This is a genomic window from Sphingopyxis panaciterrae (assembly GCF_011762125.1).
GTDB lineage: Bacteria > Pseudomonadota > Alphaproteobacteria > Sphingomonadales > Sphingomonadaceae > Sphingopyxis > Sphingopyxis panaciterrae.
Window position 1 is genome coordinate 92900 of the sequence record NZ_JAASQN010000006.1, and the last position, 20821, is coordinate 113720.

Genomic DNA, 20821 nt, shown 5'->3' on the forward strand with positions numbered 1-20821 from the left:
CCAGCGGCATTGCGCCTGTCGCGGTCCGGGGATAGCATCGGCGCATGACAAGCGCGCCGCCCGTCATGATCCTCGGTTGCGGCCGCAGCGGTACGTCGATTTTCGGCGAGCTGTTCGATGGCCTCGATCGCTACACCTACCGCAGCGAACCGTCGTTCGATGCGGTCCTGGCGGCCGACTATGGCGTGCCGCAGGCCTTCAAGGTGCCGCGCGAGAGCGACGTTCATCCGGCAAGGCCGGGCCTGTCGTTTCCGCTCGATCGCTTTTTGGCGGCGGCGCCGGGAGCCCGGCTGTTCTGGATCGTGCGCAACCCGCTCGATGCCGTCTGCTCGCTGCGGGTCGGCATAGCCAGGCAATGGGGACATCATCCAAGGCCGCCCGACTGGCAAGACTGGCGGGCGCGGCCGCTGATCGCGCAATGCGCGTATCACTGGGAATTCCTCAATCGCGCCGGCTATGCGCAAGTCGAACATTGCGCCACGCTGGTCCGGTTCGAGGATATGATCGCCGACGCGGACGGATTTTCGGCCGCGATATGCCGCAAGCTCGGGGTCGATCCCGAAGCCAACGACGCGCATCTGGCGCGGTGGTCGAAGCGGGTGCAGAACAGCAACAACAAGGATTTCATCGAAGCGCAGACCTCGCGGAGCTATTCGCGGCCCGATCATCGGGTCCGCATCGACCGCTGGCGCGAGAATCTGACCGGCGAAGAAGCCGCCGCGATCTGGGATATCGCCGGCGAGACGGCGCTGGCGATGGGTTATTCGGCGCCGCGCTGAATCACGGCTTTCAATCCGGGCCTTCGAGCCGCAGCGGACGCGAGCCGATCGGGGCGCCGCTGTTGGCGTCGATCACCACCGGGCGCACCGCTTCGCCCGTTTCCACGTCGAGATGGCGGCTGAGCGCGCCGGCGCCATTATATTTGCGTCCCCACGCGCCGATCGCCATCAGGATCGGCAGGAAGTCACGCCCCGCGTCGGTGAGCAGATATTCGTCGCGCGGCGGGCGCTGGCTATAGCGCCGCTTTTCGAGCAGCCCCGCGCCGGTGAGTGCGGCGAGGCGCTTCGCAAGGATGTTCGGCGCGATGCCGAGGCTGGTGCGCAGCTGCTCGTAGCGGGTCAGCCCGCGCTCGATATCGCGCAGCACCAGCATGCTCCAGCGGTCGCCGACGCGCATCAGCCCGCGGTCGACGGGACAGCTGCCCGGATTATTTTCATGCCCGGTCATTGAAGTCATATGGGGCAGTAACTATCATTTTGCAAGCGACTCGTTTCCGGGCCGCCAGCAAGGAGCAACGATATGAGCATCCCCTCTGGAACGGCCCTGATCACGGGCGCCTCGACCGGCCTTGGCGCCGTTTATGCCGACCGCCTCGCGCGGCGCGGCCACGACCTGATCCTCGTTGCGCGGGGCCGCGCGCAGATGGACGAACTGGCCGCGAGGCTGCGCGCCGAAACGGGAGTTGCGGTCGACGTGATCGCCGCCGACCTCACCAACGGCGACGATGTGACGCGGATCGAGCAAAGGCTGGCGGACGATGCCGGTATCACGCTGTTCATCAACAACGCAGGCATGTCGCTGAACGGCGGGACGCTGGAGAATAGCGCCGCAGCGGTGCAGACGATCATTGCGCTCAACATCACCGCTGCGGCGCGGCTGGCGATCGCGGCGGGCAAGGCATTCGGCGCGCGCGGCAAGGGCGCGATCGTCAACATCGCCTCGGTCCTCGCGCTTGCCCCCGAAGCGTTCGAGGGCGTGTACAGCGGGTCAAAGGCGTTCCTGCTCAATTTGAGCCAGGCGCTCGCGGCGAACGGCCGCGAAAAGGGATTTCATGTCCAGGCGGTGCTTCCCGGCGCAACGCGCACCGAGATATGGGAGCGGTCGGGCAAGGATGTCGATGCCTTTCCTGCCGAAATGGTGATGGACGCGGGCGATCTGGTCGATGCGGCATTGCTCGGTCTTGATCGCGGCGAGGAGGTGACGATTCCCCCGCTCGCCGACGAAGGCCAGTGGGATGCGTATCAGGCAGCGCGGCTGGCGCTGGCGCCAAACCTGTCGCGGCGCGACGTGGCGGCGCGCTATCGGGTGAGCGAAGCGGTCTGAAGGGACCGGGAGGGCGACCCGCGGCCTGCCAGCCGCCCTTCCCATCCTCGTCATCCCGGACCAAGTCCGGGATGACGAAAGAACCGGAGACAACGCTCTCGCCTTGCCCCGGCCCGCCCCGATGCCCTATCGCGCCACCATGGCGACGAAGAAGGGCACTGCGGGACAAGGCACGCGCGAGAAGCTGATCGACGCGGCGTTTCGCGCCGTCGCGCGCAACGGGCTTGCCGATACGAACGTCAAGTCGATCGCCGCCGAGGCCGGGGTCAATCCGGGCCTGCTCCACTATCATTTCGCTAGCAAGGACGCGCTGCTCGAAGCCGCCGTCGAAAGCGCCACCGCGCGCTACATCGCCGAGATCGACGCGCTGATCGCGGCGACCCCGGCCGCGCAGCTGTTCGATACCTATGTCGATTTCGCCGCGGCGACGCTCGACGCCAATCGCGACCTGTTCCGGGTCCGGTTGTCGCTCGGCGTGCGCGCGATGAACGACGCGGGGCTGGCGGCGCGGCTGGAGGTCGGCAATGCGGCAATCCGCCGCCGGCTCGCGGCGGTTTTTGCCGCGGGCGCCGGGCGGAGCGACGTCAACGACCGCGACCGGCTTCGCGCGCGGATGACCAAGGCGGCGTTCGAGGGCCTGATGCTGTCGTGGCTGGCGCAGCCCGATTTTCCGATGGGCGACGCGCTGGGCGAATGGGCGGCCGGACTGCGCGCGGGCCTGCGCGACCACAAATAATTCTCGCGATACCAAGCACCCCTTCCCCTTGCGCGGAACCGCGGCAATGATTATTTGGTTGGTTGACCAACTAAATCAAGGATCGAAGCGATGCATATTGTCATGACGGGCGCGACGTCGGGGTTCGGCGCCAATGCAGCAGCGCGGCTGGCGGCGGGCGGGCACATGCTGACGATCGGCGCGCGGCGTCCCGATGCGGTTGAAAAGGCGTGGGGCGCCGAAGCGCTACCGCTCGACCTCGACGATTTTGCGTCGGTCGACCGCTTTGCCGAGGCGGTGGCCAAGGGACCGGCGATCGATGCGCTGGTGCTCAATGCGGGCTTGCAGACTTCGAAGCTGGAGACAGGCGCCGGAGGCTTCGAGCGGACCTTCGCGGTCAACCAGCTCGCGCATTTCCGGCTGTTGCACCGCCTGTTGCCGCATCTCGCACCCGGCGCGCGGGTGATCCTGACCGGCAGCGGCACGCATGATCCCGAGGAAAAGACCCTCGTCACACCGCCCGCGCACGCCCATGCCGAATGGCTGGCCCATCCCGATCGCGACCCGACATTACCGAAGAAGGACCAGGCGCAGGCGTTCCGCGCCTATAGTTCGTCGAAGCTCGCCAACATCATGACCGCCCGCGAACTCGCGCACCGTCGCCCCGATCTCGCGGCGATGAGCTTCGATCCCGGCTATGTGCCGTGGACCGGGCTGGCGCGGTCGAGCGGGAAGATATTGTCGTCGCTGGTCAGCCTGATCCTGCCGCTGACGATGAAGCGCGACCGCAAGAGCACGATCGCCCTGTCGGGCGAATATCTCGCGACGCTGGCGGCGGGCCCGGCCTATGCCGCGGCGCATGGCGATTACTGGTCGGTGCGCAATCCGGCGCTGGTACGGATCGCGCCGTCGGCGCTGGCGCGCGACGATGCGGCGTGCGCGAAGCTGTGGGACGATTGTGCGGGGCTGTTGGGGTTGAAGGGGTAGCGGTCCGGAAGCGGCCGGAAGTAGCCATATCCATTTTCGTCACCCCGGACTTGATCCGGGGTCCCGCTTGACTTCGAAAACTGTTGGCGCCCCCAAAAAAAGCGGGATCCCGGGTCAAGCCCGGGATGACGAAGCTGTAGAAAGCAGCGTCCGCTCTCCACCCCAAAGCCGACGATCAAGCATTCCGCGCCATCAGCCCGCCGTCGACCGGGATCACTGCGCCAGTGGCGATCACGACGCGGCCGGCGATGGAGCGCGAGAAGGTCAACGGAACGGCGGCTCGTTGAACGCGCGGAGCTTGCGGCTATGCAGCTTCGCGCCCTCGTCGCGGAGCGCTTCGCAGGCGCGGATGCCGATCTGGAGGTGCGCGGCGATCGCTTCCTCGTAGAAGCGGTTCGCCTGTCCGGGCAGCTTGAGCTCGCCGTGGAGCGGCTTATCGCTGACGCAGAGCAGCGTGCCGTAGGGCACGCGGAAGCGATAGCCCTGCGCCGCGATCGTCGCCGATTCCATGTCGATGCCGATCGCGCGCGACTGCGAGAAGCGGAGCGCGCTGTCGGTATAGCGCAGTTCCCAATTGCGGTCGTCGGTGGTGACGACGGTGCCGGTGCGCATGCGCTTCTTGAGGTCGGCGCCGCTGGTCCCCGACACCGCTTCGGCGGCGGCGGCGAGCGCGACCTGCACTTCGGCGATCGGCGGGATCGGGATGGCGACCGGCAGCACCGCGTCGAGAATATGATCGTCGCGCAGATACGCGTGCGCGAGCACATAGTCACCGATGCGCTGGCTGGGGCGCAGCCCGCCGCAGTGGCCGATCATCAGCCAGGCCTCGGGGCGCAGCACAGCGAGATGGTCGCAGATCGTCTTGGCGTTCGAGGGGCCGACGCCGATGTTGACGAGGGTGATGCCGCCGCCGTCGGGCGCGATGAGGTGATAGGCGGGCATCTGGTGCCGCCGCCACGCGCTGTCGGCGACAAGCGCGCTGGCATTGACGCCGGGCTGGTCGACATAGAGGCCCGCGGCGCCCGCCAGCGCGGTATATTTGCCCTGGCCGACCTGCGACCCCGCCCAGGCGACGAATTCGTCGACATAGCGGTGATAGTTGGTGAACAATATGTAGCGCTGAAAATGCTCGGGCGCGGTGCCGGTATAGTGGCGCAGGCGCGCGAGGCTGAAGTCGGTGCGCAGCGCATCGAACAGCGCCAGCGGCTGCGGCGCGGCGGGGTCCTGCCCGAACAGCCCGTCGGCGAGTTCATCGCCGATGTCGGCCAGTTCGGTGGTCGGGAAATGACGCGCGAGTTCGAGCGGGGTAACCCCGCCCATGTCCGACCCGTCGCTGGCGTCGAGGACATAGGGAAAGGGAATCTGCTGCCCCGTCCGCGTCACTTCGACACGGACGTCATAATGGCGCAGCAGCAGGAGCAGCTGGTCGCGAAGATAATCGGCGAACAGGTCGGGGCGGGTCACGGTGGTGACGAATTCGCCCGCGCGCTCGATCCGGCCAAAGGCAAGATTATGCCCCGTCTGCCCTTCGCGCCGCTCGCCCGTCGTGATCAGGCGCAGCGCCGGATAGTCGAACAGGCCGGTCGCGGCGGCATCGGCGGGCGGCAGGGTGCCGTGCTGGACATAAGCGGCGATCGCGGATTTGAGCGCGGCGACCGAGGCGTGGAACCGGTCCTGCAGGTCGGCGATCACCGCTGCGACGAGGGTTTCGGGGTCGGCGATGTCGGGGGTTTGCGATGCGGATGTCATCGCGGCGCTCTTGCACGAAATTGTGACAAAAGGGAAGAGCGGCGGCCCCCTAAATCCCTCTCCTTCAGGGGAGGGCAGCGGGACTTGCCGGGCTTGCTGGCTCGTCGCAGCGGGTGGGGGCTGTCGAGGTTGCGCAAGGCGATGGCCCCCACCCCGCTCGACCAAGGCCCGGCTACGCCGGACCAAGCCTCACTGCCCCTCCCCCGAAGGGGAGGGGGGAGACATATCTTACAGCTGTTCGAGCATATGGTCGGCGCTCGACACCTTGAATTCGCCGGGCGCTTCGACGTTGAGCTGTTCGATGACGCCGTCGTTGACGATCATCGAGAAACGCTGGCCGCGCTTGCCCATGCCGAACGCTTTGCCGTCCATCGTCAGTCCGACCGCTTCGGCGAAGTCGCCGTTGCCGTCGGCGAGCATCGTGACGCTGTCACCGGCGTTCGCATTCTTGCCCCACGCGCCCATCACGAAGGCGTCGTTGACCGCGGTGCAGACGATTTCGTCGACGCCCTTGGCCTTGAGGTCGGCCGCCTTGTCGACGAAGCCCGGCAGATGCTTCGCCGAACAGGTTGGGGTGAAGGCGCCGGGAACCGAAAAGAGCGCGACCTTGCGGCCCTTGAAATAATCGGCGGTGCTGACCTGTTCGGGACCGTTTTCGGTCACCTTGACCAGCGTCGTTTCGGGGAGCTTGTCTCCGGTCTGGATCGTCATTTCGGCATCCTTTTCATCGAGGGGATTTGGGTCGGCGAGACATTGGGTTGTCGGGCCGCGGAGTCAAGGACGGCGAGGGTATGGCGCGTTTTTTTGGCGACGCCTGCCGCCGCCATCGATTTCTTCACCGCAATCACGCTTTGGTAAACAGCGCTATCTAAAAGCACGCCGTGTCTCTTGGGGGATGATGCCATGCTGCGGATGATGGGCCTGACGATCGCGATGCTGTTCCTGGCCGGATGCGGGAAGATGGTGGAGCTGGCGAATCAGACACGCACCGTCGCGGCGCCGCGCGAAGAGGTGTTTGCGCGGATGTTCGGCGACGACAGCGCTTTTACCGGCCTGCCCCTCGTCACCAACGGCGGTTCGAGCCGCCTCTATGAACTGGTGGTCGAAAAGCAGGATCCGCTGTGGGCGCAGATCGCGCCGAAGGAGCGTCCCGAGGCGTATAAGGTCAAGTTCGCGGTCGCGATGGAAATCCCGCGGGAGGCGCACATGATCTACAGCGTCGACGATGGCGCGCTCTCGACGGGGCTCAAATTCACTTTCGACGAACTGGCACCCGACCGGACGCGCGTCGCCTTCACCCTCGACGAGCTGACCGGCCATGACACGGCGGGCCTGGCGGTCAACACCGCGAAGCTGCGCGAGATCGCGCGCGACGCGCTGAAAAAGCTCGATGACTTCGAAGAGGTGCAGGACCCCGCCTGACGCATGGCCGCGACGGCGGATCGCAACGGGTTGCACGCCTTGCCCGCGCGTGGCACCGTGCCGCACGAATAGCGGTCACAAGGGGGGGCTATCATGCGGATACGATTTGTCATCGCGGTTCCCCTGTTTCTGAGCGCGTGCGGCGGCGGTGGCGGCACGCCCCCTGCGCCGAACGCGCCGCCCGCCTTCACCTCGGCCCAGACCGCCAGCGTGGCCGAAAACATAACGGCCGCCTATCAGGCGACGGCAAGCGATGCCAATGGCGACGCGCTGAGCTTTGCCATCGACGGAGGCAGCGACGCGGCGCTGTTTTCGATCACCACCGCCGGCGCCCTGCGCTTCAACGCGGCGCCCGATTACGACCTTCCGGGCGATGCCGACGGCGACAATGTCTATAATGTCCAGCTCCGCGTCAGCGACGGCAATGCCAGCGCGACGCAGGCAGTCAACGTCACCGTCACCAACGACCGCGAAGGCATCGCAGTCGCGCGCGTCGGCACCGGGTTCGACCAGCCGACCTTCGTGCTCGGCATACCGGGCAGCAGCGATGTCTATGTGCTCGAAAAGGCCGGCCGGGTCTATCGCCTGACCCCTTCGACGGGCGTGAAAAGGCTGCTGTTCACGATCGGCGACCTGTCTACCGACGGCGAGCGCGGATTGCTGAGCATGGCACTGCTCCCCAATCCGGCGAATTCCGACCGCTTTCTGATCTATTGCACCAATGCCGCCGGCGATATCGAGATTCGCGAATATGGGTTCGGTTCCACCGGATCCCCGCCGCGGCTGCTCGACGCGTTGTCGATTCCGCATCCGGGGGCGAGCAACCATAATGGCGGTTCGATGCTCTTCGGTCCCGACGGTTTTCTCTATGTCGGGACCGGCGACGGCGGCGGCGCCGGCGACCCCGGCAACAATGCCCAGAACCTCAATTCGCAGCTCGGCAAGATATTGCGGATCCGGGTGGTCGAAGATCCCTATGCCGGTGCTTCGGCAGTCTTTTTCGCCCCCGCCCCGGGCAATCCCCATATCGCCGGCGGCGGCGATCCCTATGTCTATGCTTATGGCCTGCGCAACCCGTTCCGCGCCTCCTTTTCGGGTTCGACGCTGATTATCGGCGACGTCGGCCAGAATGCGGTCGAAGAGATCGACATGCTGACGACGACGCAGCCGGGCACCAATTTCGGCTGGCCGTTTCGCGAGGGAACGCAAAGCTATTCGGGCACCGCCCCGGGCGGGCTCGTCAACCCCGTGCTCGAATATCTGCACGGCACCGGCCCACGGCAGGGGCGGACGGTGACCGGCGGCTATGTCTATCACGGCCCCGTCGCATCGCTGCAGGGCCAATATGTCTTTGGCGATTTCATTTCGGGCAACATCTGGACCGTTCCCTTCTCCAGTCTCGTCGCCGGGCAGACGCTGCCCTCGTCGCGGTTCGCGCGGCGGAACGAGGATTTCCTGCCCGACGCCGGGACGATCGATCAACTTGCCTCCTTCGGTGAGGATAGTGCGGGCAATTTGTTCCTGATCGGCTTGGGCGGCGACATTTTCATGGTGCGCCGGGGAACCTGAGCGCCGCACCGCGGCTTTCTTTGGCAGAGGGGCGGAACCCGCAAAGGACGCCATATGCCCGCTTCGCTCACCGCCACCGCCATCAACTGCTCGCTTTCGGCCAAGGGCCGCGCCAGTTCGACCGACGCGATGCTCGGCGTCCTTGCCGAACATTTCGCCGAACAGGATGTCGCGGTCGGCGATCCGATCCGGATTGCCGCGCATAACGTCAAATGGGGGGTTATGTCGGACGAGGGCGCCGGCGACGACTGGCCGGCGATCCGCGAACAAATCCTGGCATCCGATATCCTGATCTTCGGCACCCCGATCTGGATGGGACAGCCATCGAGCGTCGCCAAGCTCGTCATGGAACGGATGGACGCCTTCCTCGATGAAACCGACGACGCGGGGCGCATGCCGAGCACGTCCAAAGTCGCGGTCGCGGCGATCGTCGGCAACGAGGATGGGGCGCACCATGTCTCGTCGCAGATCTTCCAGGCGCTGAACGACGTCGGCTGGACGATCCCCGCGGTCGCCGCCTGCTATTGGGTGGGCGAGGCGATGGGCTCGGTCGACTTCAAGGATCTGGACCATCGTCCGCGCAAGGTCACGCAAACGGCGAAGATGGTCGCGGCGAACGCGGCGCATCTGGCGCGGCTGCTCAAGCAGGCGCCATACCCCGGCTGACCGCTTGCGGGCACGCAGTGGAGGCGGCACAAGGAAGCGTCCAGAGGAGTCTCCCCCCATGAAATCACTGCCATTTGCCGCTCTCACCGCCCTTGGGTTCGCGCTGACGCCGACGGCCGAGGCGAAGCTCAGTCCGGCCGAGACGAAGATGGCGAAGACGGTCGCGGCCGAGCAGGAACGCAGCGTCGCTTTGCTCGAAAAGCTCGTCAACCAGAACAGCGGCTCGCTCAATCTCGACGGGGTCGAAAAGGTCGGGCAGATGATGCGCGCCGAACTCGAACCTTTGGGCTTCAAGGTCGAATGGAAGCCGATGCGCGACACCGGCCGCGCCGGGCACCTGATCGCGACGCATGTCGGCAAGCCCGATGCCAAGCGGCTGCTGCTCGTCGCGCATCTCGACACGGTGTTCGAACCCGATTCGCCGTTCCAGAAATTCACCCGCAAGCCTGTCCTGAGCTCCGCCGAAGGGGGCGATATGGGCGAAGGCCCCGGCGTGGGCGACGACAAGGGCGGGATGGTCGTCATCGTCGCGGCGCTCCGCGCGATGCAGGCGGCGGGAACGCTGAAGGACGCCAATATCGAAATCCACATGACGGGTGACGAGGAGGATTCGGGCAGCCCGATCGAAAAGGCACGCGCCGACCTGATCGCCGCAGGCAAGCGCAGCGACGTCGCGCTCGATTTCGAGGGGCTCGTCCGCGATGGAGGCGTGGACATGGGATCGATCGCCCGCCGCTCGTCGGACAGCTGGAAGATCGTCGCGACCGGCAAGGCAAGTCATAGTTCGGGCATCTTCAGCGCCGCGGCGGGCGACGGCGCCATCTATGAGCTGACGCGCATCATCCAGCGCTTTCGCACCGAATTGCCCGAACCGAACCTGACCTTCAGCGTCGGGCTGATCGCGGGCGGGCAGCAGGCCGAACTCGACGCCGACGGCATCCGCGCCACCGCGAACGGCAAGACGAACATCATCCCCGCGATCGCGATCGCGCGCGGCGACCTGCGCGCGCTGTCGCCCGAGCAGATCGCGCGTGTGAAGGCGAAAATGACCGCGATCGTCGCCAGCCATGCCCCGGGCACCGGCGCGGAACTCAGTTTCGATCCCGGCGGCTATCCACCGATGGCGCCGACCGAAGGCAACAAGGCGCTGCTCGCCAAGCTCAACGGCGTGAACCGCGACCTCGGGCTGGCCGAGATGGCGCCGCTCGACCCGCTGAAACGCGGCGCGGGCGACATCAGCTTTGTCGCCGCCGATGTCGACGGCATGGCGGGACTGGGCCCGTACAGCACCGGCGACCACGCCCCCGGCGAAGCGGTCGATATTCCCAGCATCGCACGGCAGGCGACGCGCGCCGCCATATTGATGTCACGTCTGGGTGCTGAAAAGCGATAGGACTCGATTTTTCATGGCGCCTCGCGCTTGATTCATTCGCCACACCGCTTAGGTAGCAATCCGAGACGTAATTTCGCGCCGATGGGAGACATATGATGAGCGATACCGAAACGCACCTGAAACAAAATTACATCGGCGGCCAATGGGTCGACAGCAAGGGCGGCAAGCTCCACGACGTCATCAACCCCGCGACCGAGGAAGCGGCATCGACCGTCGTGCTCGGCACCGCGGCCGATGTCGACGATGCGGTCACCGCGGCGAAAGAGGCGTTCAAGACCTTTTCGCAGACGACGCGCGAGGAACGCCTCGACCTCCTGAACCGCATCGTCGAGGAATATAAGAAGCGCGGCGCCGACCTTGCCAAATCGATGGCGAGCGAGATGGGCGCACCGGTCAGCTTCGCAGGCACGGCGCAAGTCGGCGCGGGCATCGGCGGCTTCCTCGGCACGATCGCGGCGCTCAAGGACTTCGCATTCACCGAACAGCATGGCGCGAACAAGGTCGTGTACGAACCGATCGGCGTCGTCGGCATGATCACGCCGTGGAACTGGCCGCTCAACCAGATCGCGCTGAAGGTCGCGCCCGCGCTCGCCGGCGGCAATTGCATGATCCTGAAGCCGTCCGAGGAATGCCCCGGCAATGCGGTCATCTTCGCCGAGATTCTCGACGCCGCGGGCGTGCCGCCGGGCGTCTTCAACCTCGTCCAGGGTGACGGCCCGACCGTCGGCAACGCGATCAGCTCGCACCCCGGCATCGAAATGGTGAGCTTCACCGGATCGACCCGCGCCGGTATCCTCGTCGCCAAGGCGGCTGCCGACACGGTCAAGCGCGTCCATCAGGAACTTGGCGGCAAATCGCCGAATATCGTCCTGCCCGGCGCCGACCTTGCTGCGGTGCTGCCGCCGACGGTGTCGGGCGTGCTCGTCAACACGGGGCAGAGCTGCATCGCCCCGACCCGCATCCTCGTCCAGAAGGACGAGGCACAGGCGGCCGTCGGCGTGATCAAGGCGATGTTCGACGGCACCAGCGTAGGCGACCCGCAGGCCGAGGGCGCGCATATCGGCCCCGTCGTCAACAAGGCGCAATATGACAAGATCCAGGGCCTGATCCAGTCGGCGATCGACGAAGGCGCGACGCTCGAGACCGGCGGCACCGGCCTGCCGTCGAACGTCAACCGCGGCTATTATATCAAGCCGACCGTCTTCTCGGGCGTGACGCGCGACATGCGCATCGCCAATGAGGAAATCTTCGGCCCCGTCGCGACCGTCATGGCGTATGACGATCTCGACCAGGCGGTCGATATCGCCAACGACACCGAATATGGCCTGTCGGCGGTGATCTCGGGCGACCCCGCCGCGGCCGCCGACGTCGCGCCGAAGCTGCGCGCCGGCATGGTCGCGGTCAACGCCTGGGGCCCCGGACCGGGCGCACCGTTCGGCGGTTACAAGGCTTCGGGCAACGGCCGCGAAGGCGGGCTGTTCGGGCTCAAGGACTTTATGGAAATCAAGTCGATCAGCGGCATTCCGGGCTGATAGCCAAATCCTCCCTGTGGCCGCAGGCCATGGGGAGGGGGACCGCTCGCGTAGCGAGTGGTGGAGGGGCCGCGTTCAAGCCCCTCCGTCAGCCGCTGCGCGACTGCCACTCCCCATCGCTTCGCGACAGGGAGGATGAAAGACCCCTTCCTTGCAGGGAGGGGTTTTTCTTTGTTCGCCGCACAGCTAAGCGCGTCCCCATGACCACCCGCTCCCCGCTCGCGCCCGCAACCTTCCCCGCCCTTCCCGACATCGCCGGGGTGACGCGCCGCGTCGCGCGCGCGCGCTACAAGAATTGGGACCGCTGCGACCTGACCTATATCGAGCTGGCGCCGGGCACCACGGTCGCCGGCGTCTTCACGCGCAATGTCTGCTGTTCGTCCGAAGTCGAACTCGGCCGCGCCCAGGTGAAGGGCGGCGTCGGCCGCGCGCTGATCGTCAACGCCGGCAACAGCAACGCCTTCACCGGCTATCGCGGGCGCGAGGCGGTCGAACAGATCATGGCGCAGGTCGCCGATCACCTCGGCTGCGATGCGAATGAGGTCTTCGTCAGTTCAACCGGCGTCATCGGCGTGCCACTGCCGAAAGACAAGGCGCGCGCCGGGGTCGATGCCGCGCTGACCGCCCCTCCCTGCTCGTGGGAAGCCGCCGCCGAGACCATCTGCACCACCGACACCTTTGCCAAGGGTTCCGCGGCGAGCGCGATCGTCGGCGGACGTACCGTGCAAGTCGCCGGGATCGTCAAGGGATCGGGGATGATCGCCCCCGACATGGCGACGATGCTCGGCTATATCTTCACCGACGCCGCGGTCGCGCCGGCGCTGTTACAGGAGATGCTGAGCGAAGCGACCGGCGGCAGCTTCAACAGCATCACCGTCGACAGCGACACGTCGACCAGCGACACGGTGCTGCTCTTCGCAACGGGTCAGGCGGGCAATACGCCGTTGACGATCCGCGACGACCCCGGCGCCGACGCGCTTTACGCCGCGATCCGCGCCGTCGCGCTCGACCTTGCACAGCAGGTCGTGCGCGACGGCGAGGGCGCGTCGAAGTTCATCGAGGTGCAGGTATCGGGTGCGGTCAGCGACGACAGCGCCAAGTGCGTCGCGCTCGCCATCGCCAATTCACCGCTGGTGAAGACCGCCATCGCGGGCGAGGACGCGAACTGGGGCCGCGTCGTGATGGCGGTGGGCAAGGCGGGCGAACCCGCCGACCGCGACCGGCTCGCGATCCGCTTCGGCGACCATTGGGTGGCGAAGGACGGGTTGCCCGTCGATGGTTATGACGAGGCGCCGGTCGCGGCACATCTGAAGGGCCTCGAAATCCGCGTCGGCGCCGACCTCGGCCTCGGCGAAGGCCATGCGACGGTGTGGACGTGCGATCTGACCCATGGCTATATCAGCATCAACGCCGACTATCGCAGCTGAGCTTCCCAAAAACCGTCGCCCCCGCGACGGTTTGTAGGTCGGAGCATCCCTAGCGAAGTTGATTATCCCAGCGCAGGTCCAAGATCGTTATTCTCTTCGATCCGCAGCATGCGGATGTCGCGAACGGACGGTTGAAACCAATCGAACTGGCGTTTCAATTCCTGCACCGCAAGCACGCAATCAACCGCGGTTACGGCTTCATTGCCGAAATAGGTCGAACCTTGCTGCCAATCGAAGCCCTTGATTTCCAGCACCCGCCGCACGTCGGCATAGGCGTTGCGCCACGAGCTGTTCGGATAGGTCTGTTCCAGCGTCGCGGTATCGAGATCGAAAACGATCGCGTACATGCTTCCTCCCCCTCCCGCACGACGCGGGCCAAATCGATTATGTCCGATTGGCACGTTCATGGGACGGAGAAGTAGCCGTTATGGCGCAATTAGACCAGCACGCTTTCAAGCCAGCCTTTGAGCGCGCTTTTCGGCGCTGCGCCGACCTTGGTGTCGGCGATCTCGCCATTTTTGAACAGGATCATCGTCGGGATGCCGCGCACACCATATTTGGCGGGGGCGTTCGGATGATCATCGATGTTGAGCTTGGCGATGACAACCTTGCCGCCGAGTTCGTCCGAAATTTCCTCGAGCGCCGGGCCGATCTGCTTGCACGGACCGCACCATTCGGCCCAGAAATCGACGAGCACGGGGGTGTCGCTGTCGAGGACATCGGCCTGGAAGCTGTCGTCGCTGATCGCTTTGGTACCCATAGTCTTGAACTCCTGAATATCTGTTGCACCCAAGCTAAGGCGTCGGCGCGCCGGGCTCAAGGGTCGAACCCTGCAAATTCGCCTTGGTTGCCGCCAAGCCCGGCTTGTGCGCGTCGAGCAGCGCATCGTCGAGGGTGATCAGCCGCGGCGCGGCGGTATAGAGCAGGGCGGCCGTGACGCGCTTCCTGGGGAAAATCACCCGCAGCGCATCGCGATAGGCGGCCATCTGGCGCAGATAGGCGGGCGCGACATCGGCCGCCTGCGCCGGAACATGCCGCCCGGTCTTGTAATCGATCACCGTCACCGCATCGCCCGCAACGAGCAGCCGGTCGACGATCCCCGCGACGACCAAGCCGTCGACGACCGCCGACAGCGGCACTTCGGCGAGCGATCCGGGACCGAAGAGTGCGGTGTGCGCGGGATCGGCGAGCACGCCAAGCACCTCGTCCGCCATCGCGCCGCGAGCCGTTTCGGCGAGATCCGGCGCCTGCGTGCCGAGCCAGCGCAGCGCCGCGTCGCGGCGCCGGTCGGGCGCGACCGGGGGCAGCCGTTCGAACAGCGCGTGGAGCAGCAGGCCGCGCGTTACTGCCGCGGCGCGCGCCGTCCCTTGCGGCGCCACCGCGACATCGTCCTCGCCGAGCGCCGAGGGGGCGAGCGGGCGTGGCGGCCGCGCTTCCTCGGGCGCCGGCCGGTGCGCCCAGCCGGGCAGGACCAGCGGTGGCGGCGCGGCCTTCGCGGCCTTTTCGCGTTTCGCCCATTTGCCGGCATTGGCGCGGTGGACACGGCGGCGGCCCCAATGCGGGCCCGCCTCTTCCCAATCGCTTCCCATATCCGCCAGCACACCCTCAACCGCCGCGTGCCAGCTCGCTTCGGGGATCGTCCGGTCGGGCTTTTTCGTCGTCCCCGCGACGACCAATATTTCCTCGGCGCGCGTCATCGCGACATAGAATAGCCGCCAATGCTCCTCCGACGCCGCCTCGGCGGCTTTCCGGTGCGCGTCGGCGAGCGCGCCATGCCGTTCGTCGCCCGGCACCGCGAAGACCGGCAATTTTTCCCAGCCCGCGACGTCGACGGTGAACGGCCGGTGCCCGATGCCGGGGTCGTCGGTGGCGTCGGCGAGGATGACGATCGGCGCCTGCAACCCCTTCGACCCGTGCACCGTCATCACCCGCACCACGTCGCTGCGCGCCTCGGTCTGGCGCTTGATGTCGGCGCCGCTGCCTTGGGTCGCGGTCAGGAAGCCGAGCAGCGACACTGTCTCGCGCTGTTCGAAAGCCAGCGCCTGGCTGAGCAATTCGTCGATCGGATCGCGCGCCTCGCGGCCCAGCCGCGCGTAGAGCTTGCGCCGCCCGTCGATCGGGCCCGACAGCACGCTTTCGAGAAAACGGAACGGCGTGGTGAAATCGGCCATGCCGAGCAGGTGGCGCAGTGCCGCCATCGACGCGGCGGGAACATCGCCCTCGGTGGCGCGCAAATGCTCCCACAGCGCCGCGCGGCCGCGCTTGTGCGCGCGCGCATAAAGCTCGTCCTGCGTCCAGCCAATCAGCGGCGACACGAGCAGCGAGGCAAGGTTGAGGTTATCGAGCGGCTGGACGGCAAAGCGCATCGCCGCGATCAGGTCCTGCACCCCCAGCGGCTGGGTCAGCGCGAAACGGTCGACGCCCGCGACCGGCACGTGCAGCGCCTGCAAGCGCGCGACGATCCGCGCCGCGAGATCGCGGCGGCGGCGGACGAGGATCATGATATCGCCGGGCGAAACGGGGCGTCCATCCTTGCCGTGCGCGATCCAGTCCTGAACCTCGCCCGCAATCGCGCGCGCCAGCCGCATGCTCGCGGGGTCGGAGGCAGGGGTGCCGATGTCGCCGCCGCCCTCTTCGTCGCCCGTCTCCTCGGCCTCGGCGTCGAGCGCCTTGCCGACCGGGAGCGGCGACCACAGCTCGACCTGGCCGGCGTGCGCGCCGCGGAACGGCCGGTGCGGCGGTTCGCTGCCTTCAAGGCCCATGGCTTCCGTCCCGCCCGCGGCGAGCCATTTGTCGGCGACAGCAAGCACCGCCGGGGTCGAGCGATAATTGGAAACGAGATCGACGTTCTGGAATTCCTGCCCGGATCGCTCACCCAGCAAATGGAACAGTTCCCGCGCTTTCACGAAGGCCTTGGGCTCGGTACCCTGGAAACCGAAGATCGCCTGCTTGCGATCACCGACGGTGAACAGCGTGCGGACGCGATCTTCCTTCGCGCCGACGCCGGCAAAAAATTCCTCGGCGAGCGACAGCACAATGCCCCATTGGCGCATATTCGTATCCTGCGCCTCGTCGACGAGGATATGGTCGGTGCGCTGGTCGAGCTTGAAACGCACCCATTCGCCAAAGCTGCTGATCCGCAGCAGGGTCCCGGCGAGCGTGATCAGATCGTCGAAATCGGCGAGCCCGGCGTCGCGCTTGGCGAGCGCATAGGCCTCGGCAAAGCGGCTGCCGAGCTCCCACGCCGCGGCCAGATCGTCAGCGACACGCATCGCCGTCGCGGTGCCGAGCAATGCCTGCGCCGCGTCGACGATGCGCACCGCGCTGTCGACGCAATCGGTCATCCGCCCCTTGTCGCCCGCGAAATCGGCGCGCAGCTCGCCCTTGCCGGTCAGGAAACAGCCGGTAAGTTCGCGCAGCATCGCGGCGCGCCCCGCCGGATCGGCGATCAGCCAGCCGACCATCACATCCGCACAGGCGAGCCCGGTCTTGGTTCCCCAGTCGGCGCCGCTCGTCGCCACCGCGCGGATATCGGCATCGGCAATCGCACCCGCCGCGATCGCCTCCGCAATCCACGCATCGGGATCGCCGCCCGGCAGCTCGAACGCCGCGCGCAGGTCGTGCGCCGACGGCGGCAGCGTCGCGCGCGGCCCGCCGAACGCCGCGGCGCAGCTCGACAGGAAGGACAGCGCCGTATCCTGCCCCAGCCGCCGCGACAGCATCGCGGCGACATCGCGCAGCGCGGCGCCTTCCTCTCCCGCAGCACCGAGCAGTTCGCCAAGCACCCGCTGTTGCAGTGCCGCCGCCTCATCCTCCTCGATCGCGCGAAAGCCGGGCAGCAGCTTCGCCTCGAGCGGAAAGCTGGCGAGCAGGGTCTGGCAGAAGCTGTGGATCGTCTGGACGCGGATCGCGCCGCCGGGACTGTCGATCACCGTAGCGAACAGCGACCGCGCGCGTGCCATCAGCCCCGGCCGGTCCCATTGCAGGCCGAGCGCGTGGAGGTCGAGGCGGAGTTCGCCGTCGTCCATCCGCACCCACGCCGCCAGCCGCTCGTGGATGCGATGCGCCATCTCGGCCGCACCCGCCTTGGTAAAGGTGATGCAGAGGATCGCTTCGGGCGACACGCCGTCGAGCATCAGCCGCAGCACGCGCGCCGACAGCACCTGCGTCTTGCCCGTCCCCGCCGACGCGCCCAGCCAGACATGGCTTTCGGGGTCGGCGGCGGCGCGCTGGCGCGCGTCGAGTTCGGCAAGACCGTTCGTTTTCGCCATCAGTCGGCCTCGCCCCGCCCGAACCATTCGTCGCGGCGCATCAACTGGTCATAATCGCCATAGCCGCCCGCCTCGCCAGGAACGAACGGCGCTTCGCCGAACAGATAGAGCGCCGCGAGTTCGGCAAGCGCATCACCGGCATGGTCGATCGCCGCCTCGGCGCTTTTGAGGTCGCTCCGCGAGCCATAGGTGCTCGATATCTTGCCCGCCCCGCCGGCGCGGCGATCGGGGCGCAGGCTCCAATATTCGAGCGCGCCGACCGGTGCCGCGGCGATATCCTTCATCCCGCCTTCGCGCGCGATCAGCCCGAGCAGGCCGAGCTGGTTGTCGAGCCTGGCAAACGCCGCCTTCGCGCTCGGCGCGCCGCCCGATTTATAATCGACGATCGCCAGCCCGCCGTCGGCGTCACGGTCGATGCGGTCGGCCTTGCCGTAAAGCGTCACGCCATCGATGACGATCTCGCCCGATGCCTCGACCGCGATCGGCGCGCGGCCTTCGGCATTCCAGACCTGCGCCGCCGCCCAGCGCAGCGCGGGCTCGATCCGCGGCAGCCAGAAGGCGCGCGCGATGGCGTCGAGCGCCGGGTCGTCGCTGAGCGCGGCCAGTTCGGCCTCGAACCCCTCGCGCGTCGCGCCGCCGCGCACCCAATCCTCGAACAATTTGTGGACGCGCGTCCCGCGCCAGCGCGGATCGGGCGCGGCGCTCAGCGGATCGAGCGCCGACAGCCCGAGCAGGCGATCGGCGTAGAAAGCGAAGGGATCGCGCGCGAGCTTGTCGACCCCGGTGACGCTGATCCGGCGCGGCCGGTCGTCCGCCGGCGGCCGCGGCGCAGGTTTGCCCGCCGGCTTCGGGTCGCCGGGCGGCATGTCGAGCATCGCCGCGAGCCGGGTCAGCGGCACCCCGCCGGGCGCCGGTTCGCGCAGGTCGCCCGCCAGCGCTGACAGCCGCAGCCAGAAACGCGACGCGACCGCGGGGTCGCCGCCGCTTCGCTCGGCCCGCGTCACGACAATCTCCCGCGCGCCGAGCGCTCCCGCGAAATCATGCGCCGCCATCCCCTGTTGCCGTTCGGGCGCCGGAAGGCCGAGCAGGCGGCGGATACCCGGCGCCAGCCACGGATCGGGCTGCGTTGCGGCGGGCCAGCGCCCCTCGTCGAGCCCGCCCAATATCATCAGGTCGGCGCGCTGCAGCCGCGCCTCGAGCAGCCCCCAGATGAACAGCCGCGGATGCCCGCCATAGGGCGGCCGCACGCTCGCCTGCGCGAGCAATTGCCCGAGCATCGCCGGAAACTCGGCCGGATCGACGCGCGCCGGGCCGTCACCGCGCGCCAGCGCCCATTGGTCGAACAGTTCGGCGAGCATCCGCCCCGCCGGCCCCGCCCACACGGCCTCGCCCGCCAGCGCCTCAAGCGCGGCCTGCAAGGCGGCGAGCAGCGCCGCGGGCGGCACTGGCCCCGCGGCGAACGGCGCCAGCGCCGCGCCCAATCGCGTCGAGACCTCCTCCCACCACGGCTGCAACTGCGCCGCCAGCCCATGGCCGCGCGTCTTGGGATCGCCCGCGCGCATCGCGATGCGCGTCGTCACCCCGTCCCATCCGGGCGTCAGCCCGGGCTCGCGCAGGACCAGGTCGAGCCGCCGCACCTGGTCGAGCCACGCGCTCCGCTCGCCACCCTTGCGCACCAGCGGATGGCCGAGCAGCGATATCAGCGCGACGGGATCGAAATTGGCAGCAAGTTCGGCCAGCAGCAACAGCAAGGCCCCCGGCGGCGTCCGCGACAGGGGCTGCCCGGCGCTGTCGTCAACCGCGATCCCCCAGCGCGCCAGCGCCGCCGCGACGCGCTCGGCCAGCCCGCGATCGGGGGTCACCAGCGCCGCAGTGCGTCCGGGCGTTTCGATCGCCTCGCGCATCAGCAACGCGATCCCCTGCGCCTCCTGCCCGTCGTCGGCAAAGACCGCGCCCGAAATCCCGGTGGTTGCCGCCGACACATCGCCCGCCGCCTGCCACTGCGCCGTATGTTCGGCAGGCGCGAAGAGTAAAGAGAGGAAGGGCGTGCGCGCCACCGGCCCGTCGAACTCGGACACCGCGTCCCATTCGAGCAGTTCGTCGCGGCCGGCCCCCATGCGATCGAGCAACAGCTTCAGATGATATTGCGGATGCGTCTCCAGCGGGCGCGATGCATTATCGGGATCAGGCCGAGTGGGGCCGAGCGTCTCCCATTCATCCGCAGTCATGACGCAGTCGACGCCCGGCAGCACGACCATGCCGCGCTCCATATCGGCAACAGCGCGCAGCAGCCGCGCGATCGCCGCGGCCGCGGTCGTGATCCCCGCCGCGACGACGAAACGCGCCGGCGGCGCGGCGCGCCATGCGGCCGCCACCCGCGCGAGCAGGCGGTTGCGGCGTTCGGCGCGGTCGATGCGGCCCGTCCGCGCCAGCACCGCCGGCCAATGATCGACGAGCAGCCGCAGCCGCCCGAGCGACGCCTGCCAATGGCCGGCGAAGGCACCAAGGTCGAGATCGACGAGCGCCGACACGCTGACTTCCTCATAATGCAGCTGGTCGATCACCCGCGCGAGCCCGTCAGCAAGCTGGAACGCCGCGGCGCCCGCGATCGGCATTTCGCCCGCCGGGGTGTGCCGCTCGATCAGGTCGGCCAGCAACAGGCGGCGATGCAGCGTATCGATCGCCGGCGGGATCGGTTCGGCCTCATCGATCGCATCGAGCGCCAGCGCGACATTTTCATCGAGATCGGCATCGCCGATCACCGCGAGCCGGGGCATCAGCAGCCCCGCGCCGCCCGCGCGCACGAACGCCGCCTGCACCGCGCTGCGCGCGCGGTTGCTCGGCAGCAGGATCAGCCCCTCGGCCAGCCCCAGCGCGCCATCGGCATATTGTGCGATAATCCCGGCGGCGAGCGCATCGGCAAAGGCCCGGTGGACCGGGATCGAAGTGACGGTGGGTTTGGCGTCAGCCATTGGCATCAAACTGCG

The 20821-nt window shown here is 67.6% G+C and carries 17 protein-coding genes; 10 read left to right on the forward strand and 7 right to left on the reverse strand.

From position 1 onward, the window contains the following. The first annotated feature begins 44 nt into the window (after nucleotides 1-44). A complete protein-coding gene (locus tag FHR22_RS18480; RefSeq protein WP_166945161.1) occupies nucleotides 45-779 on the forward strand; it encodes a sulfotransferase in 735 nt (244 codons plus the stop codon). A 10-nt stretch (nucleotides 780-789) separates the two neighbouring features. On the opposite strand, the gene FHR22_RS18485 is transcribed toward FHR22_RS18480, so the two are convergent. Beyond that, entirely contained in the window at nucleotides 790-1236 is a 447-nt protein-coding gene (locus FHR22_RS18485; protein WP_243853845.1) for a winged helix-turn-helix transcriptional regulator, read from the reverse strand. A gap of 63 nt (nucleotides 1237-1299) precedes the next feature. Here FHR22_RS18485 and FHR22_RS18490 point away from each other — a divergent pair, with 63 nt between their 5' ends. The 3 genes from FHR22_RS18490 (at nucleotide 1300) to FHR22_RS18500 (ending at nucleotide 3805) form a co-directional block, all read left to right on the forward strand. Next, nucleotides 1300-2103: an SDR family NAD(P)-dependent oxidoreductase gene (locus FHR22_RS18490; RefSeq protein ID WP_166945162.1), complete on the forward strand. Its 804-nt coding sequence runs from the start codon at nucleotides 1300-1302 to the stop codon at nucleotides 2101-2103. 103 nt (nucleotides 2104-2206) lie between these two features. Continuing rightward, nucleotides 2207-2839: a TetR/AcrR family transcriptional regulator gene (locus FHR22_RS18495; protein WP_166945163.1), complete on the forward strand. Its 633-nt coding sequence runs from the start codon at nucleotides 2207-2209 to the stop codon at nucleotides 2837-2839. A gap of 90 nt (nucleotides 2840-2929) precedes the next feature. Beyond that, nucleotides 2930-3805 (forward strand): SDR family NAD(P)-dependent oxidoreductase, encoded by an 876-nt coding sequence (locus tag FHR22_RS18500; protein ID WP_166945164.1) that lies wholly within the window; start codon nucleotides 2930-2932, stop codon nucleotides 3803-3805. 264 nt (nucleotides 3806-4069) lie between these two features. Here FHR22_RS18500 and FHR22_RS18505 read toward each other — a convergent pair whose 3' ends face one another. Continuing rightward, the gene (locus tag FHR22_RS18505; protein WP_166945165.1) at nucleotides 4070-5554 is read right to left on the reverse strand and encodes an AMP nucleosidase; all 1485 of its coding nucleotides are present in this window, start codon (nucleotides 5552-5554) and stop codon (nucleotides 4070-4072) included. A 228-nt stretch (nucleotides 5555-5782) separates the two neighbouring features. Beyond that, nucleotides 5783-6265, reverse strand: a complete 483-nt coding sequence (locus FHR22_RS18510; protein WP_166945166.1) for a peroxiredoxin — start codon at nucleotides 6263-6265, stop codon at nucleotides 5783-5785. 192 nt (nucleotides 6266-6457) lie between these two features. Between FHR22_RS18510 and FHR22_RS18515 the strand changes: the two genes are divergently transcribed. From FHR22_RS18515 to argJ, 6 genes are all read left to right on the forward strand, one after another. Continuing rightward, the gene (locus FHR22_RS18515) at nucleotides 6458-6976 is read left to right on the forward strand and encodes a hypothetical protein (RefSeq protein ID WP_166945167.1); all 519 of its coding nucleotides are present in this window, start codon (nucleotides 6458-6460) and stop codon (nucleotides 6974-6976) included. A gap of 93 nt (nucleotides 6977-7069) precedes the next feature. After that, nucleotides 7070-8545 (forward strand): PQQ-dependent sugar dehydrogenase, encoded by a 1476-nt coding sequence (locus FHR22_RS18520; RefSeq protein WP_166945168.1) that lies wholly within the window; start codon nucleotides 7070-7072, stop codon nucleotides 8543-8545. Nucleotides 8546-8599: 54 nt separating this feature from the next. After that, nucleotides 8600-9211 carry a flavodoxin family protein gene (locus FHR22_RS18525; protein ID WP_166945169.1) on the forward strand — a complete coding sequence of 204 codons (612 nt, stop codon included), beginning with the start codon at nucleotides 8600-8602 and terminating at the stop codon, nucleotides 9209-9211. Between the two features lie 58 nt (nucleotides 9212-9269). Next, nucleotides 9270-10604, forward strand: a complete 1335-nt coding sequence (locus FHR22_RS18530) for a M20/M25/M40 family metallo-hydrolase (RefSeq protein ID WP_166945170.1) — start codon at nucleotides 9270-9272, stop codon at nucleotides 10602-10604. A gap of 92 nt (nucleotides 10605-10696) precedes the next feature. Continuing rightward, nucleotides 10697-12136 carry an aldehyde dehydrogenase family protein gene (locus FHR22_RS18535; RefSeq protein ID WP_166945171.1) on the forward strand — a complete coding sequence of 480 codons (1440 nt, stop codon included), beginning with the start codon at nucleotides 10697-10699 and terminating at the stop codon, nucleotides 12134-12136. A 200-nt stretch (nucleotides 12137-12336) separates the two neighbouring features. Beyond that, nucleotides 12337-13563, forward strand: coding sequence for a bifunctional glutamate N-acetyltransferase/amino-acid acetyltransferase ArgJ (argJ, locus tag FHR22_RS18540; RefSeq protein WP_166945172.1), 1227 nt, complete (start codon nucleotides 12337-12339; stop codon nucleotides 13561-13563). A 62-nt stretch (nucleotides 13564-13625) separates the two neighbouring features. On the opposite strand, the gene FHR22_RS18545 is transcribed toward argJ, so the two are convergent. The 4 genes from FHR22_RS18545 to addB all read right to left on the reverse strand — a co-directional run bounded on the left by FHR22_RS18545 (nucleotide 13626) and on the right by addB (nucleotide 20806). Continuing rightward, nucleotides 13626-13910, reverse strand: a complete 285-nt coding sequence (locus FHR22_RS18545) for a virulence factor (RefSeq protein ID WP_166945173.1) — start codon at nucleotides 13908-13910, stop codon at nucleotides 13626-13628. Nucleotides 13911-13999: 89 nt separating this feature from the next. Then, on the reverse strand, nucleotides 14000-14323 hold the full coding sequence (gene trxA / locus FHR22_RS18550; RefSeq protein WP_166945174.1) for a thioredoxin TrxA: 324 nt from the start codon (nucleotides 14321-14323) through the stop codon (nucleotides 14000-14002). A 34-nt stretch (nucleotides 14324-14357) separates the two neighbouring features. Next, complete coding sequence (gene addA, locus FHR22_RS18555; RefSeq protein WP_166945175.1) at nucleotides 14358-17834, reverse strand: double-strand break repair helicase AddA; 3477 nt, start codon at nucleotides 17832-17834, stop codon at nucleotides 14358-14360. Then, entirely contained in the window at nucleotides 17834-20806 is a 2973-nt protein-coding gene (gene addB / locus FHR22_RS18560; protein WP_166945176.1) for a double-strand break repair protein AddB, read from the reverse strand. The genes addA and addB overlap by 1 nt, the downstream gene beginning before the upstream one ends. Between the last annotated feature and the right edge of the window lie 15 nt (nucleotides 20807-20821).